The organism is Xanthomonas vesicatoria ATCC 35937 (assembly GCF_001908725.1).
In the GTDB taxonomy this organism is placed as follows: Bacteria; Pseudomonadota; Gammaproteobacteria; order Xanthomonadales; family Xanthomonadaceae; genus Xanthomonas; species Xanthomonas vesicatoria.
Genome location: NZ_CP018725.1, coordinates 3,621,538 through 3,636,726, shown reverse-complemented (window position 1 = coordinate 3,636,726; position 15,189 = coordinate 3,621,538). Strand labels below are relative to the sequence as shown.

General features: G+C 65.6%; 12 protein-coding genes. 5 read left to right on the top strand and 7 right to left on the bottom strand.

Annotated features, from left to right (window positions below; genetic code table 11):
- Nucleotides 1–451: 451 nt before the first annotated feature.
- Nucleotides 452–1,327 carry a DMT family transporter gene (locus BJD12_RS15780; RefSeq protein WP_039420950.1) on the bottom strand — a complete coding sequence of 292 codons (876 nt, stop codon included), beginning with the start codon at nt 1,325–1,327 and terminating at the stop codon, nt 452–454.
- A gap of 476 nt (nt 1,328–1,803) precedes the next feature.
- Here BJD12_RS15780 and BJD12_RS15775 point away from each other — a divergent pair, with 476 nt between their 5' ends.
- Complete coding sequence (locus BJD12_RS15775) at nt 1,804–2,655, top strand: class I SAM-dependent methyltransferase (RefSeq protein WP_005992997.1); 852 nt, start codon at nt 1,804–1,806, stop codon at nt 2,653–2,655.
- Nucleotides 2,656–2,722: 67 nt separating this feature from the next.
- A complete protein-coding gene (locus tag BJD12_RS15770; RefSeq protein ID WP_005992995.1) occupies nt 2,723–3,256 on the top strand; it encodes a hypothetical protein in 534 nt (177 codons plus the stop codon).
- A 147-nt stretch (nt 3,257–3,403) separates the two neighbouring features.
- On the opposite strand, the gene BJD12_RS15765 is transcribed toward BJD12_RS15770, so the two are convergent.
- A complete protein-coding gene (locus BJD12_RS15765) occupies nt 3,404–3,718 on the bottom strand; it encodes a hypothetical protein (RefSeq protein WP_005992991.1) in 315 nt (104 codons plus the stop codon).
- Nucleotides 3,719–4,022: 304 nt separating this feature from the next.
- Here BJD12_RS15765 and BJD12_RS15760 point away from each other — a divergent pair, with 304 nt between their 5' ends.
- Complete coding sequence (locus BJD12_RS15760; protein WP_005992989.1) at nt 4,023–4,568, top strand: hypothetical protein; 546 nt, start codon at nt 4,023–4,025, stop codon at nt 4,566–4,568.
- A gap of 70 nt (nt 4,569–4,638) precedes the next feature.
- Here the strand turns inward: BJD12_RS15760 and BJD12_RS15755 are convergent, their stop codons facing one another.
- The 3 genes from BJD12_RS15755 to BJD12_RS15745 all read right to left on the bottom strand — a co-directional run bounded on the left by BJD12_RS15755 (nt 4,639) and on the right by BJD12_RS15745 (nt 8,115).
- Entirely contained in the window at nt 4,639–5,538 is a 900-nt protein-coding gene (locus BJD12_RS15755; RefSeq protein WP_005992987.1) for an NAD(P)/FAD-dependent oxidoreductase, read from the bottom strand.
- Between the two features lie 106 nt (nt 5,539–5,644).
- Complete coding sequence (locus BJD12_RS15750; RefSeq protein WP_005992985.1) at nt 5,645–6,097, bottom strand: Rrf2 family transcriptional regulator; 453 nt, start codon at nt 6,095–6,097, stop codon at nt 5,645–5,647.
- A gap of 143 nt (nt 6,098–6,240) precedes the next feature.
- Nucleotides 6,241–8,115: a tetratricopeptide repeat-containing diguanylate cyclase gene (locus tag BJD12_RS15745; protein WP_042828077.1), complete on the bottom strand. Its 1,875-nt coding sequence runs from the start codon at nt 8,113–8,115 to the stop codon at nt 6,241–6,243.
- Nucleotides 8,116–8,781: 666 nt separating this feature from the next.
- Here BJD12_RS15745 and BJD12_RS15735 point away from each other — a divergent pair.
- Nucleotides 8,782–9,840 (top strand): DUF1615 domain-containing protein, encoded by a 1,059-nt coding sequence (locus BJD12_RS15735; RefSeq protein WP_267473893.1) that lies wholly within the window; start codon nt 8,782–8,784, stop codon nt 9,838–9,840.
- A 154-nt stretch (nt 9,841–9,994) separates the two neighbouring features.
- Nucleotides 9,995–12,319 carry a S9 family peptidase gene (locus tag BJD12_RS15730; RefSeq protein ID WP_042828069.1) on the top strand — a complete coding sequence of 775 codons (2,325 nt, stop codon included), beginning with the start codon at nt 9,995–9,997 and terminating at the stop codon, nt 12,317–12,319.
- Between the two features lie 370 nt (nt 12,320–12,689).
- Here the strand turns inward: BJD12_RS15730 and BJD12_RS15725 are convergent, their stop codons facing one another.
- Entirely contained in the window at nt 12,690–14,645 is a 1,956-nt protein-coding gene (locus BJD12_RS15725; RefSeq protein ID WP_005992976.1) for an alpha/beta hydrolase family protein, read from the bottom strand.
- Between the two features lie 184 nt (nt 14,646–14,829).
- The gene (locus tag BJD12_RS15720; protein WP_162096965.1) at nt 14,830–15,165 is read right to left on the bottom strand and encodes a DUF3817 domain-containing protein; all 336 of its coding nucleotides are present in this window, start codon (nt 15,163–15,165) and stop codon (nt 14,830–14,832) included.
- Nucleotides 15,166–15,189 lie beyond the last annotated feature (24 nt).

Below are 15,189 nucleotides of genomic sequence, written 5' to 3'. Positions count from 1 at the left end.
TCGCTCGACACCCACGCGCGGTGGCGACGCCCAATGCTGGGAGCCGTGTGGTCGCTATCGTCCACGCAAGTACTTCAGTAACCGTCGCCAGCGGCGTCCTGGCACAGGCGTCATATGGCATCGGCTGCGCCGCACCGGCCCAGCGCTCCTAGGCCTTCGTGTGGCGCGAACTGCCGCGCGCAGCTGCGCCTGTTTGTCGACAACACGACTTTTGCAGGACCTACTGGACCAATGCACCGATGCCTTGATCAACGACGCAGCCGAAGCGCCTGATCAGCAGGCACCGCACCCCACCGATGCGCCATCGCTCCGGAGTACCCGCTGCAATCCGGGATTCGGGAGTCGGGCTCGCAAGAGCAAGAGCTTCAGATCACCGTGACGTGAGCGCAGCAGCGGCGCTATTGCCAATCCTCAATCCCGATTCGCCATTCCCGGGCAACGCAGCCCCGCCTCAAACGATCTTGGTCCGCCGCCACCAGCGCGATACCTGTTCTTCGCGGATCAAGGTAAACAAGCCAGCACCTAGAATCAGCGCGATGCCCACGCCCATCGGCCAGTCCAGATGGTCGTGGAACAGAAAGTAGCCAAATGCGATTGCCCACAACATCTGGCTGTATTGGGTGGGCGCCACCACGCTGACCGGCGCCAGCCGAGTGGCGTACATCATGCAAATGGCCGCCAACCCCGCAAGCAGGCCGTAACCGGCCAGCAACCCCCACTGATACAGCGACGGCCACACGAAACTCGGTAGCATCAGGATGCCGCCCATCACCAGCGGCCCGATCACTCCGGCCCCGTACAGCGTCAAGCGTTTTTCGCTATGCCCGGCCATGCGCAGGGCAATCACCGAGATTGCACCGACCAGGCCGCACACGATCGCCGCCACATGACCGTGGGTGAGATGCCGAAAGCCCGGGCGCAGCACGATCAGCACCCCGATGAAGCCGACGATCACCGCCGTCCAGCGCCGCCAGCGCACTTCTTCCTTGAGAAACACCACCGATAGCACGGTGACGAAAATCGGCATCAAAAAGATCAGCGCAAACGCTTCGGCCATCGGCAAGGTAGTGAAGGCGATCACCGAAGTGAGATTGCCGATGGCGCCGGTGAGCGCGCGCAGCAGCCACAGTGCCGGCTGCTTGGCCATGACCAGTTCGCGCAGCTGGTCGTCGGGCTTCTTAAGGAACGGCACCGCCAACAGCATCAGCAAGGCGCCGAGAAACAGCACCTCGTAGACGGGCAGCGTGCCTTCGAGCAGCTTGACGAAGGCATCGCTGATCGAATAAGCCGCATAACACGCAAAACCGAGCAGCACACCTTTGAGCATCACGCGCCTCGTGCATTCGATGACAGCCCACGCCAATGCAGCGCGGGGGAACGGACGCATTATGCAGCGAGACGGGAGCCTGCTGGCCGGATGATCTCGCTACCGGTCCCAAGGCGTCCACGCCAGATCGTTGGAATAGCGCTGGCATGACCATCGGACCGCGCACCCTGGCAGGGTACAGAGCGCGCTCGTAAGAGCGTGCATTACCCAACGTTAGCGAAGCTCCCTCAACGGCTCGGCAGTCGCGGTTCCTTGCGCGCCTTCGCCGTCATCACAGACCAAATCCGTTACCACTGGGCAGGCACTGCGTTTACGCGGCGCCAACTTCCCCCGGCCAGCGCACGCACACGCAGCGATGCGTCGCGCACGCGTCACCACGTTTTTAACTCGTCGCGCTGTCGGTTACGATGCCTGGAAGCGCTTCCTTCCTTATTCGACACGCTGCCGTTAGCGGCCAGCGACAACAGTGCGACCACGTGACCCACTACTCCGGCCCGTTGCTCACCCTTTCCGATGCCCAGGCGCTGCTGGCCGCACGCAGCGCCGGCCTTGCCACGTGGACCGGGTCGCTGGATCTGGGCATCGGCAACGATACCGTGCAGCTCGACGCACAGACCTGGCAATGGCGCGGCATGGGCTTTCCCTATCCGGGCAAGCTGAAGGACCGCACGGTGTATTTCTGGGGGGGCGACGATTTTGCGCCGATCTCGCGTTTCGGCAGTGGGCTGATCAAGCTGGTGCCCACCGACTGGGGGGCGCCCACCTTCGAGATCGATGGCATCAAGATGTTGCCGTCTGCACAGATATCGCCGTTCGAGGATGCGCGCCGCAAGGTGGCGCTGGTGAACCCGCGTGGCAAGATCGTGCTGGACACCTGCGGCGGCCTTGGGTATTTCGCGGCCTGCGCGCTGGAGGACGGCGTGGCGCAGATACTCTCCTTCGAAAAGAATGCCGACGTGCTGTGGCTGCGCACCCTCAACCCGTGGTCGCCGAATCCGAAAGCGACCGATGCTGGCGGGCGCCTGCACCTCACCCATGCCGACATCTCGCAGCACATCGCCACGCTGGCGGACGATTCGGTCGACGCCATCCTGCATGACCCACCGCGTTTCGGCATTGCCGGCGAGCTGTACTCGCAGGTGTTCTACGACCAACTTGCGCGTGTGCTACGCCGTGGCGGGCGGCTGTTTCATTACACCGGCGCCCCCAACAGACTCACCAGCGGACGCGATGTGCCCAACGAAGTGGCCAAGCGCCTGACCAAGGCCGGCTTTACCGCCCAACTCGCGCTGGATGGCGTGCTCGCCACCTTGCCTGTGCGACGTTAGGTGCCCTCGCCCGGCAATGCCGCCGGACGAATCTGCGATACTGCCCAGCCCTCGACACGGACGTTGCATGCGCACTCATCTCGCCGCCTCGGTCTGTGCCACGCTGTTGATGGTGTTGTGTGCGACGGCCTGCGCGCAAAATGCGCCGGCACACCCCATGTCGGAAGTGAGCACGCGTTATCCGGTGACCACCGCAACGCTGGCCGGGCGCCAGATCCGGCTGGGCGAGCGCGCTGGCAAATGCGCCATCTTGCGCGACGACGAAGTGCTGCCACTGGGCGTGCGTGCCCCGTGCTACTTCAGCATCAACCGGGAGCACGGCGCGCAGGTCCATCACTTCAATGGCAGCGACATCGTGCTGGTGCAGCATGCGCATCCGACCGCCCCCGGGGACTGGGACGTTGCCCGCCATGGGCCCATCTGCGCGTTCGAATCGCAATCGGTGCGCGAGGTCGATGGGGTGCTGGAGCCCGGCATCGTTGCCAACTCCTGGCATTGCGATCCCACCGCAGGCGCCGACCAGAAGCAGTTCGTCTACAGCTACGACATCTGGCCCAAACACGACGCGCAAAAACCTGCGCGCAAGCAACGCACGCCATAGAGCGCTGTCTTGCACGCGGTCAACGCGCCCGCCGCGTTGGTGCATCGCGTTGGTTGCCAGCACCCGTTCAAGCCATGCCTGCCTGCAGCCGATGAGCGAACCCGATGCAGCGCGCGCAGGCAACGATTGCCAAGTTGACCAGCACGTTCACAGGTGCGTTCGGCGATGCGATGCCCACCCCGCGTAAGCGAGCCAGACGATGACTGCCAACAACGTGCAGGTCAGCGCGGCATCCCAGCCGATGGAAATCCAGAACCGCTGCGGGTCGCTGTCGGCATGGAAGATCCTGGTCGGGCGACCGCGGATGACGCTGACATAGCGCCGCTTGGAGATCGCCTCCAGCAGCAGCCATAGCCGTCCGCAACACGCGATCGCCACGACCAGCGCGACCGCGCGCACCAGCCACGTCTGGGTGGTGGACTGCGTCGGCGTCGGCGGAGAGCGGGTGCGACGCTTTTTCACCCTGGTGTCCAGGCAGTGCGGGGCGCGCAGTGTACGTGAGCCATTGCCTGCGACGCTGACGACGTCGCGGATGTGTTGGCGGAAAGACGCATTCCAGCAATGACCTGGCATTGCAACGTGCATGCGCGAGGTGTGCGGCTATACTGCGCGCGCAGCGTACGCAGCCGCGTGCATGGAGCGCTCCACACTGCATTCGTCTCAAGGAAGACGGCTTGAAATAATGCGATGCCGATGTCCGGGCGCGTCCTTGAGTTCCTGCGGATTTGCCACGCGATGGCAGCCGCGTTGTATCAAGGATCCTACTTTGAAGACGTTCACCACCCTGTTGCTGGTCTCCCTCAGCCTGTTGCTCTCGGCGTGCGGAGGCGGTGTCACCTCCGGCGCATCCAAGCTGTCTTCCAGCGATTACCTGCTGCACAACGTGTCGGTCTGGAATGGCGCGGTGACCATCATCGATCCGTGGGTCTCGGGCGAGCGCGGGCAGAGCCTGATCGCCGATGCGGTCGCGCACAAACCGCTGACCAGCTACAAGACCGCGCTGGACGGCCAGCGCAAGGCCTTGGCTGCCAATGCGCAGGCCAATACCGCAATGGCTTCGGGCGTGCCGGATAACGCCAAGGATCTGGACACCAAACTGTCGGCCTACCTCAAGAGCGCCGATGCGATGATGGCGGCGCTGGAACGCGTCGCCGCCCTGCCCGATGGCTACACCAATGCCGAACTGGAGCCGTTGGTCAAGGATCTGGAAGCGGTCTCCAACCAGCTCAACACCGACATGGAAGCCTTGAATACTGCACAGCGCGCGTATTCCACCGAGCACAAGATTCCGCTGCAGGAATCCCGCCACTAACGGCTGCGGCCATCGCTCGTCCGCGCACGCCGACAGGACATGCGCGGGCGGCCGGTGCATGCGTTGGCGATCAGTGGCCCAGACCGAACATCAACGTGCGATGGGTCGCAACGCCGGCCATGGCGCCGCTGGCGACCGCAAACGCCACCGATGCCGCCGGGCTGGCAATGTCGCCGCAGGCAAACACTCCCGGGACGGTTGTAGCCTGCATCGCGTCCACAGCGAGATGGCTGCCCAAGGGCCCGTCGCTGGTACCGCATCCGAACTGTGCCACCAAGGGACTGATCTCGGTCTGCGGGGTGATGAACACCCCATCCAGCGCGAAGGTTCGTCCGTCGCGCAGGAGCACTTGCAGCAGGTCACCCTCGCCTTGCAGCGCTGTCACCGCGCCGGGCACCACCTGCACGCCGCGCGCCTGCAGTTGCGCGTGTTGCGCCCGGTCCAGCACCAACGTGTCGTTCAAGAACAGCTGGGTCGCACCCCAATCCGGCAACATGCTGGCCTGGTGCGCGGCAAGTGCGGTTGTCGCCACGACGCCGATGCGTCCCTGATGCAGCTCGTAACCATGACAGTACGGACACACGAATGCCTGCCGGCCCCAGCGTTCTGCCAGGCCCGCAATCGCAGGCAAACGATCGACCAGACCCATCGCCAGGATGAGCCTGCGGCCGGTGTGGACGCTGCCATCGGCTAACGTGACCTCGAACGCATCCGCCTGGCCGTGGAGCTGGGCTACCGTTCCATCGGCCCATCGCACGCCAGGGTAGGCGAGCACCTGAGCTCGCGCCTCGTCTGCGATCTGCGCAGGCGATGTGCCATCGCGGCCCAGAAAGCCGTGCGAGGTGGCGGCAAACCGGTTGCGTCGCTGGCCGCTGTCCACCAGCAGGACGGTACGCCGCGCGCGTGCCAATTGCAGTGCGGCCGACAGCCCCGCGTAGCTGCCGCCAATGATGATCACCTCGTGCTGCATGTCGTATCCCGCCGCGTCGCATTATGTACTTTTCGATGTTACATGAAACGACGCGCAACTCAACCCCTTACGCGCCGATGCGCAAGGCACTCCTGTTGCCGTGGTTTTAGCGCTGCTGCGGGCGCTTGCGCTTGGTGGCGACCTTGGCGGCAGATGGCACACCGGCGCTGCACAGGCTGTCGAATTCGCTGGCCAGTGCGGCCAAGGTCACCGTGCCCAGGCGCTGCAGCAACAATGCTTCGGCGTCGGCCAGTGCATCGGCGATCGCCGCGTTGACCACCCGCTCCACGCCACACTGCGGGTTGGGATGATCGGCCCCGATCGCAAACAGATGCGGGCCACCAACCGCGCGATGCACATCCAGCAGCGTCACCTGCGCTAGATCGCAGGCGATCTGCCAGCCCCCGTTGTGTCCCTTGCTCGATTGCACGTAGCCGGCACTGCGCAGCCCGGCCATGGTTCGGCGCACCACCACTGCATTGGTCGCCAGCATGCTGGCGATCTGCTCGGAGGTCATCGGTTGCGCGCTTCTGGCCATATGCAACAGCACATGCAACATGCGGGAAAGGCGGCTATCGGTTCGCACGCGGTCTTCGGCTCGGCTCGATCAGTTCAGGGGGACGGCATGCCGTCGACACGCCTGGATTGTGCCGTAGCCTCACGCGGTTGTCGCAGCGCATGTTCAAAACGCGCACCGCAGGCTCAACACACTGCCCATTGATCGCGCCCGGCGGTCTTGGCGGCATAGAGCGCCAGATCGGCCTGGCTCAGCAATACGTCCAGTCCTGTTGCCGGGGCAACGCTTACCGCGCCCATGCAAAAGCGCACCGGTTGCCCTGCGGGCAGGCCGGGAATTTCGGTCGCCGCCACTGCATTGCGCAGCCGCGCGAAAACCCCCGGAATTTCGTCCGCACCGCAGCCAGGCAGCACCAGCAGGAATTCTTCGCCGCCCAGACGGCCCAGGCGATCCTGCGCGCGTAGCGCCAGCAGTGAGGCGCTTGCCAGCGCCTTGAGCACCGCGTCGCCGCTCGCATGGCCGTGCGCATCGTTGATCTGCTTGAAGTGATCCAGGTCGATCAGCGCCAGCATGCAGCGTATGTTGGTGCGCAAGGCATGGTCGATCTGTTGCTGCGCCTCGGCGCGGATGGCGCGCCGGTTCGGCAGGCCGGTCAGTTCATCGCGCATGGCCAGCCGCGAAAGTTGTCGGCGATGGCGCGCGACAAATGCCAGCACGATCAACGCGCCCATCAGCAGCAGGCACGCGGCGCACAGCGCAATCCACAAGGCGCGCTGCCCTGCTTCGCGTGCCTGTAGGGCCAACTGCGCGGTTTCGCTGCGGCGGCGCAACTCGGCATTTTCTGCTTCGCGCCGCGCGTCCTCATAACGCGCCTGCAGCCGCAGCATCACCGTATCGCGCTGACGATCCAGGTTTTGCGCACGTAGCGCGTTGGCGCGCTGCAGTTCCTGGTAAGCCTCGGCATGGCGCCCTTCCAACGCCAGCGCCTGAGCGATGGCATCGACCAGCTGCGCGCGCCGGGTCAAGGTCAGGTTCGGGTCGTCGGCCGCCTGGGCCGCGACGATCGCGCTGCCCAGGCTGGGCGACTTCAGCGCGGTCAAGGCCTGCAACAAGATGGCGTGGCAGGCGGCCACCCGACCGATATTGCCCTGCGCCTGCATCAACGGGAGTGCCTCGCGCGCCATCGTCAGCGCCGCCGCTGCATCGCCGGTCTTGATCAAGGCTTCGCTGGTGCTGGTCAGCGCGGCGGCCACCCCGGCCTGATCACCGATTTCGCGGCTGAGCGCCAGCGCGCGCCGGAAGTGCAGCAGTGCTGCGGACGGTTGCTGCGCGGCTAGCGAGCTGCCGTATTCGTATTCGATCAGGCTGCGCTGGAAACGCGCCGGTTGGTTGTGCAGGCGCGCCAGGGCACGCTGCAGGTAATCCTGCGCATCGTTGTCGTCGGCCACGCGGCCTGCGACGCGGCTGGACAACGATCCCAGCTGGGTCAGGCCATCGACCTCCACGCCCAGCAGGTTTTCGCGCGCGGCGCATTGGTAACTGGTCTGCGCTGCGCTCCAGGCTTCGTCGCTGCTGCCGGAGGCGAGCATGCTCCACATGTCGACCGCTTCGATCTCGCACAGCAGATCGCTGCGCCGCAGCGCGCGCGCCCGCTGTCGCAAGCCATTCAACCGCGCCACCATGCTGCGATTGGGGTTTTCGCGCACGTCGCTGAGCGCCTGCACGATGGCCAGCCACAGCTGCGCCTGCGCCACATTGCCATGCAGTTGGCCCAGCAGGCCGTGGGCCTGGGTGAGCGCGGCCTGGCGCGCATCACTGTCTTCCAGCGAGATCAACACGCGCGCCTGCGCCAGCAGTGCCCAGAACTGCGCATCGCGGTCGCCCGCGGCGCGGGCCTGTTGCAGCGCGCGCTGGGCCAGCTGCAATGCCTGCATGGGGTCGTCGAGCGTGGCCGATTCGATGGTTTTCCAGGGTTGCGGCTGCGCCCAGGCCACAGCGCCGACGGCAAGCAACAGACACGCAACGAGCAGGCGGCGCCAGGCGATCGCAGGCATGCTCAGCGCCCTCTCACTGCGAGGGCGGGCCACACCGCATGCACACGCTGTCCACGGCGCGGCAGCTGACCCGGCTGGCGCTGGCGGCTTGCTGCTGCATTTCAGGCACTCCTGTGGTCGCACAGCGGTGGAATCGCGTGAGCTGCGTGGCAATGCGCGCGCTCGATGGCATACGGCTGCAATGGTGACCTGAGCACACCGCAGATGCCGTGATCGTTTCGGTTGGTCGAGCCCGTTATCGGCCGTGTTGCGCAAGTCTTGAATCGCTCAAATAAGGCGATCGGACATGCCGGGTGATCTGCATGCTGGGGTGACCAAGCGCTCGATGTGGGGGACGCGGCGGCTTCTCGCGGATCGGCCTACGCTGTGTACGACGCTTGCTCTGGGCATGCCGTGCCGCAAAGGCGCTGCGTGGCGTGCGGCGGATGGGGGACGAGCGCTCTTGATCGATGCTCGCCGGCTGCAGCACGACGTCGTGCAGATGCGCTACCGGGCACCCCGGACCAAGCCGCCACTGATTCCCCCACTCGCGATGCCGACGGCGCACACCCTCACTGGCCGGCAGCGCATGACAGATGCCACGACGCAGCCACGTAAACTCCGGCACGGCAGTTGCCGCCCTGATCGTCTGGAGACGCCGTGACCTTCCCCCTGCCCCGCCTGCTCGCCTTGATGGCCATTGCGCTGCTGTCGGCCTGCGCCACCCAGGCACCGCGCGCGCCGCAACGCTCGCCCGAAGCGGTCAAGGCCGACATCGCACGACGCCTGCCGGCCAACCTGCCCGATCGCGCCGGCTGGGCCAATGATGTCTATGTCGCACTGTCGTCGCAGGCATTGGACACCAGCGCCGAGCACATCTGCGCCGTGCTGGCGGTGACCGAGCAGGAATCGACCTACCAGGCCAATCCGGCGGTGCCCAACCTGGGCAAGATCTCGCGCGCGGAAATCGATCGCCGCGCCAGCGCACACCACATCCCGGCGTTCATGGTCGATGCCGCCCTGCGCATCGCCTCGCCGGATGGCCGCAGTTACGCCACCCGTATCGCGACGGCGCGCACCGAGCAGGAGCTGAGCCGCATCTTCGAAGACTTCACCGGCAGCGTGCCGCTGGGCACGCGCCTGTTCGACGGGCTCAACCCGGTGCACACCGCCGGGCCGATGCAGGTGAGCATCGCCTTCGCCGAGCAGCATGCCGCGCGGTACCCATACCCGATCGACGGCTCGATCCGCCACGAGGTGTTCAGCCGCCGCGGCGGGCTGTGGTTCGGCACCACCCATCTGCTGGGCTACCCCGCCAGCTACGACGCGCTGCTGTACCGCTTCGCCGACTTCAACGCCGGTTGGTACGCCAGCCGCAATGCCGCGTTCCAGGCCGCGCTGAGCAAGGCCAGCGGCATCGCGCTCGCCCTGGACGGCGACCTGCTCACGCCGGGCGCCAGCCTGGAAGCGCCTGGCGGCACCGAGCGCGCGGTGCGCGCATTGGGCAGCCAACTGGCCATGAGCGACCGCCAGATCCGCACCGCCCTGGAAGCGGGCAATACGCTCGAATTCGAAGACAGCGCGCTGTATCGCCAGGTCTTTGCGCTGGCCGACCGCAACGCCGGTACGCCATTGCCACGCGCCATGCTGCCGGGCATCACCCTGGACAGCCCCAAGATCACCCGCACGCTGACCACCGCCTGGTTTGCGCAACGGGTGAACGAGCGCTGGAAGCGCTGCATGGGCAAGTAGCCGCACGTGCCGCAGGGTGCGCGACACCCGGACACGGCTGAGACCTTCGTTCCGTGGCAAGGCACGACGTTTGGCAGGGTCACATGCCGTGCCCGCCCACGTAGCATGCGAGGTTGCACCGCCGTTGTCGGCGCGCCCTTTTGATGAGGTCCACATGCCCCCACCGTTGCCGTTGCGCCACCTGCTCACCGTCCTGTCGCTCGCCCTGCTGCCTGTCGCGGCCAACGCGCAGGCGCCCAGCGTGACCGAGGCCGACTACGCGCGTGCCGAGCGCCTGATCTACTACGCCGCGCAGCCGCTGGTCGACCATGCCCCCACGCGTGTCACCTGGCTGGACGCCACGCACGTGGTCTACGTCGACCACGATGCCAAGGGCGACCGGCTGCTGCAGCTGGACACCGCCACCGGCAAGACCGCACCGCTGTTCAAACCGGCCGCGCTGGCCGCCTCGCTCAACACATTGCTCAAGACCGGCGACAAGCCGCTCAAGGCCGCCACCCTGGCGCCCAAGGTCAGCCTCAGCGCCGATGGCCGCTATCGCCTCAGCGTGCGCAACACCGACGTGCTATGCGATGCGCGTGCCAGGTGCAGCAAACTGTTCACCGCCGCCAAGCCCGAACCGGGCGTGCTGTCGCCGGACAAGCGCAGCGAAGCGTTCATTCGCAACTGGAACCTGTGGGTGCGCGAGCTGGCAACCGGCAAGGAGACCCAGCTGACCCGCGACGGCGTGGAAAACTTCGGCTACGCCACCGACAACGCCGGCTGGCAGCACAGCGACAACGCCATCGTTGCGTGGTCCCCGGACTCGCGCAAGATCGCCACCTTCCAACAGGACCAGCGCAAGACCGGCGAGATGTACCTGGTCAGCACCAAGCTCGGGCATCCGGAACTGCAGTCCTGGAAATACCCGATGGCCGGCGACAAGGACGTGACCATGATCGAGCGCGTCGTCATCGACGTGCCCAGCGCCAGCGTGGTGCGGCTGAAGATGCCTGCCGACCAGCACCGCTCCACGCTATGCGACGACGTGAGCTGCTCGCCGGGCCTGTGGGACGACGTGAAGTGGGCGCCGGACAGCAAGACCCTGGCATTCGCATCCACCTCGCGCTTCCACAAGCAGGTCTGGCTGCGCATCGCCGATGCCGACACCGGCGCCGTGCGCACCGCCTTCGACGAAACCGCCAAGACCTACTATGAAAGCGGCCAGGTCGCCGCCAACTGGGCCTACCTGCCCGGCAGCAACGAGGCGGTGTGGTTTTCCGAGCGTAGCGATTGGGGCCAGCTGTATCTCTACGATCTGGCCACCGGCAAACCCAAGCGCGCGATCACCACTGGCGAGGGCAATGTCACCGAACTGCTGCGCGTGGACCCGGTCACCCGCACCGCGTGGTTCGTCGGCGTGGGCAAGGTGGCGGGCGTGGACCCGTACTACCAGCAGCTGTGGAAGGTGAGCCTGGACGGCGGCGAGCCGGTGCTGCTCACACCCGAGGTGGCCGATCACAGCATCGCGCTATCGCCCGATGGCAAACGCTTCGTCGACACCTACTCCACCTCCGTCACCGCGCCGGTAAGCGTGCTGCGCGATGCCGCCGACGGACGCACCGTCAGCACCATTGCCACTGCCGATATCACCCGCCTCAAGGCCGCCGGCTGGGTGCCACCGGAGCCGATCACGGTCAAGGCACGCGATGGCAAGACCACGCTGTACGGGTTGATGTTCAAGCCCAGCAACTTCGACGCCAGCCGCAAGTATCCGGTGATCGACTACGTCTACCCCGGCCCGCAGACCGGCTCGGTGCGTGGCCGCAGCTTCCTGGCCGGCCACGGCGACAACCAGTCGCTGGCCGAATGGGGCTTCATCGTCATCGCCATCGACGGCATGGGCACGCCGTGGCGTTCCAAGACCTTCCACGACACCTGGTACGCCAACATGGGCGACAACACCTTGCCCGACCAGGTCGCGGCGGTGAAGGAGCTCGGCCAGCGCTACCCGTGGTTCGATACCAGCCGCGTCGGCATCTGGGGGCATTCCGGTGGCGGCAATGCCTCCACCGCCGCGATGCTGCGCTACCCGGAGCTGTTCAAGGTCGCATGGTCGGAAAGCGGCAACCACGACAACCGCGGCTACGAAGACGACTGGGCGGAGAAGTATCACGGCGAGCACATCGTCAACAAGGACGGCACCTCCAACTACGACGACCAGGCCAACGCCACCCACGCCAGCAAGCTCAAAGGCAGGCTGATGCTGGTGCACGGCACGCTCGACGACAACGTGTCGCCGCATCTCACCTTGTTGGTGGCCGATGCATTGATCAAAGCCAATAAGGACTTCGACATGCTGATGTTGCCCAACGCCAAGCACGGTTACGGCGATCTCACGCCCTATGTCGCCCGCCGCCGCTGGGATTACTTCGTGCACTACCTGCTCGGCGCCACGCCCCCGGCGCAGTATCAAATGAAGCCGATGCCGGAGAAATAAGCGATGCCGGACGCGGCACCGTCGGCCGTCGACGGTGCCGCGCTCTGTAGCAGGTGTACCGAACGTGCAGAGACCACCGCAAGAGCGCTGATGCCATCTGCCAGGCAGCCTCAGGCGACGCTGCCACACAAAACCTGCAAGGGATCCGAGCATCGCTCGCACATCCCTGCAACGCCCCCAACAACCGGAGCAGCGGCCCCGGCCGCGATGGCTTACCTGTAGGCCGCAAGCCGGGCAACACCCGTCGCGAAGGCATCCGGGCGCCCTGCGCAACGCCGTTGATGCACCGAGCGCACCAAACATCACGCATCACCACGCCAGCTCCCGGTCACGCATTCCATCAGGCAACACCTGATGGAACGCCAACCCGTTACTTCGCGGTCCCACCACCCAACTGCTTGCTCAAGAACGCCAGCAAGCGCGTGTAGTACTCGCGCCGATGCGCTTCGGTATAGAAACCGTGGCCCTCGTTGGGGAAGTACAACGACTCCACCGGCACGCCAGCGCCCTTTAACGCGCGCTCCATGGCCTTGGTATGTTCGATCGGCGCGCGCTCGTCCTTGCCGCCGGCCGCCAGAAACACCGGCACCTTGATCTGCCGTGCCAGGGTCACCGGCGAGCGCGCAGCCAAGGTGTCGCGTGCACCCAGCCAATCGACCGTCCAGTTCTTGGCCCAGCGCGCGGAGCGCCCGGTATCGCGCGCCATCATCTCCAGATCGTAGACACCCACATAGCCAGCCGCGCAGCGGTACAGGCTCGGCTCCTTGGCCGCGCCCATCAGCGCCGCATAGCCGCCGTAGCTGGCGCCATAGATGCAGATGCGCGATGCGTCGGCAATGCCTTCGCCAATGGCCCAGCGGGTGGCATCGGTGACATCGTCCTGCATGCGCCCGCCCCACTCCTTGGCACCGGCCTGGGTAAACGCATAGCCGTAGTTGGCCGATCCGCGGTAGTTGACCCGCAGCACCGCGTAACCGGCTGCCGCCAACAGCTGGGTGTCGTCATCGAACTCCCACTTGTCGAAAATCCCGAACGGTCCGCCATGCGGCATCACGATCAACGGTAACGGCTTGCCGGCTTGCGCTTGCAATGGCTGGGTCAGGTAGCCATGCAACAGCAGGCCATCGCGCGCCTTGAAGCTCACCTGCCTGGTTGCCGGCACTCCATCGGGCGGAAACCATTCGCGGCGACTGAACACGCGGTCGGCCTTCTTGCTGACCGTGTCGAACAAATAATAATCACCGTTGTTGCGATCGCTCCACACATACACAAGCACCAGGCGGCGGTCGCTGGTGGCCGAGGTGATATAGACCGCGTTGCCGTCGAAGGCTTTTTCCAGGCTGCGGTACAACTTGGCGGTGGGCGATGCGTCGTCGAAGAAACGATTGCGCACGCGATCGCTCATGTACGACGCACCGATCGGCGTGGTGCCATCCAGATCGCGCAGGATGTGGTACGGGTCCACGGTCTCGTCGTGCAAAAGTGGTGTTGCCTTGCTGGTTACCGGGTCCCACGCCACCAGCACATCGGTGCCGGCAGCCTGCTCCACTTGCAGATAGGCGCGGCTGCCATCGGCAGAAAAACCCAGCGGAAACTGGCGCTGTTTGCTGCTGGCCGCATCGTTGATCAGCCGCCACGGCGCATTGTCGTTGTCGCGGTAATACAGCTTGCTGACATTGCTGATATCCAGGCCATTGGCAAAGCGGATACGTCCTTGCTGGTCGGTCACAAAGTTCGCCCGGCGTACCGGCGAGGTGGCCACGGTCGTGCGCCGGCCGGTCTGGATGTCGAGCTTGTCGATGCGGACGTTGGGATCGCCCACGAACGGAACCGCCGACACCAGAATGTTGCGCGCATCGCCCGGCAAGGTATCCAGCATGTAGGTGGCCGGATCCAGGTCCATCTTCAGCTGTGCGCCATTGATGTCGGGGTTGGTGCCATACGGGCTGGCCAACAGGCGGCCATTCTTGCCGTCGGCATCGATGGCATGCAGCTGGCCGATTGCCACCGGCTCGTCGCGTGAGCCCAGCCGCTGCGCCATCGACACCACGATGCGCTCATCGCTGGCCCACCAGAAATCGTCCACCACACTGTTGACGCCACCGGTGACCTTGGCCGTGGCCACCTTGTCCTGCCGCCGCACGATGCCCAGCACGGTGCGATCTTCCAGCGGCATGGTCAGTGCGAAATACGCACCGGACGGCGAGATCTTGATCCGCTCGAACTGGTCGCTCTTGAGATACGGCGCCAGATCCACGGCTTCCGGCGCGCTCTGCGCGTACCCCAGGGCCGCCACACTCCACGCCAGCACACTCAGCACGCCCATCGTCCAACCACGCATATCGCCCCCATGACCTGTCCTTGAGTGACGCATGGTGGCAAACGACCGCCGCCGCGTCCATGTCTCCCACCATCGCAATCGGTCATGGGGCCAGCGCGCGATTGGCTGGCGTGATGCGCCCGAACTTACTGCGGTCGATGCCACAAGCGACCGATGCGCAGGCGCCGCATCAACTGGCAGACGGCAACCGCTGGCCAAGCAAGCCGATACACCGGAACCACATCTCCAACGGCACGGTCACCAGCGGCGGCAGCGCGGCCAACAGGCTCAGCGCCCAGGCCCACCACGGCCAGCGCAGCCGCAGTGCGGCGAGCACGCTGACCACCACGTAAAACAAAAAGGCGCCGCCGTGCAGGCGACCGAACAACCACACCACCACCTCGGTGGTCTGTGTGCCGTATTTGAGCACCATGCCGAGCAACAGCCCGGCCCAGGTCACGCCTTCGATCAAGGCGGCAACCGCAAACAGCCGACCCATCGGCGACAACGCAGCAACAGAACGCATGCAACACTCCAGTGGACATCAAGG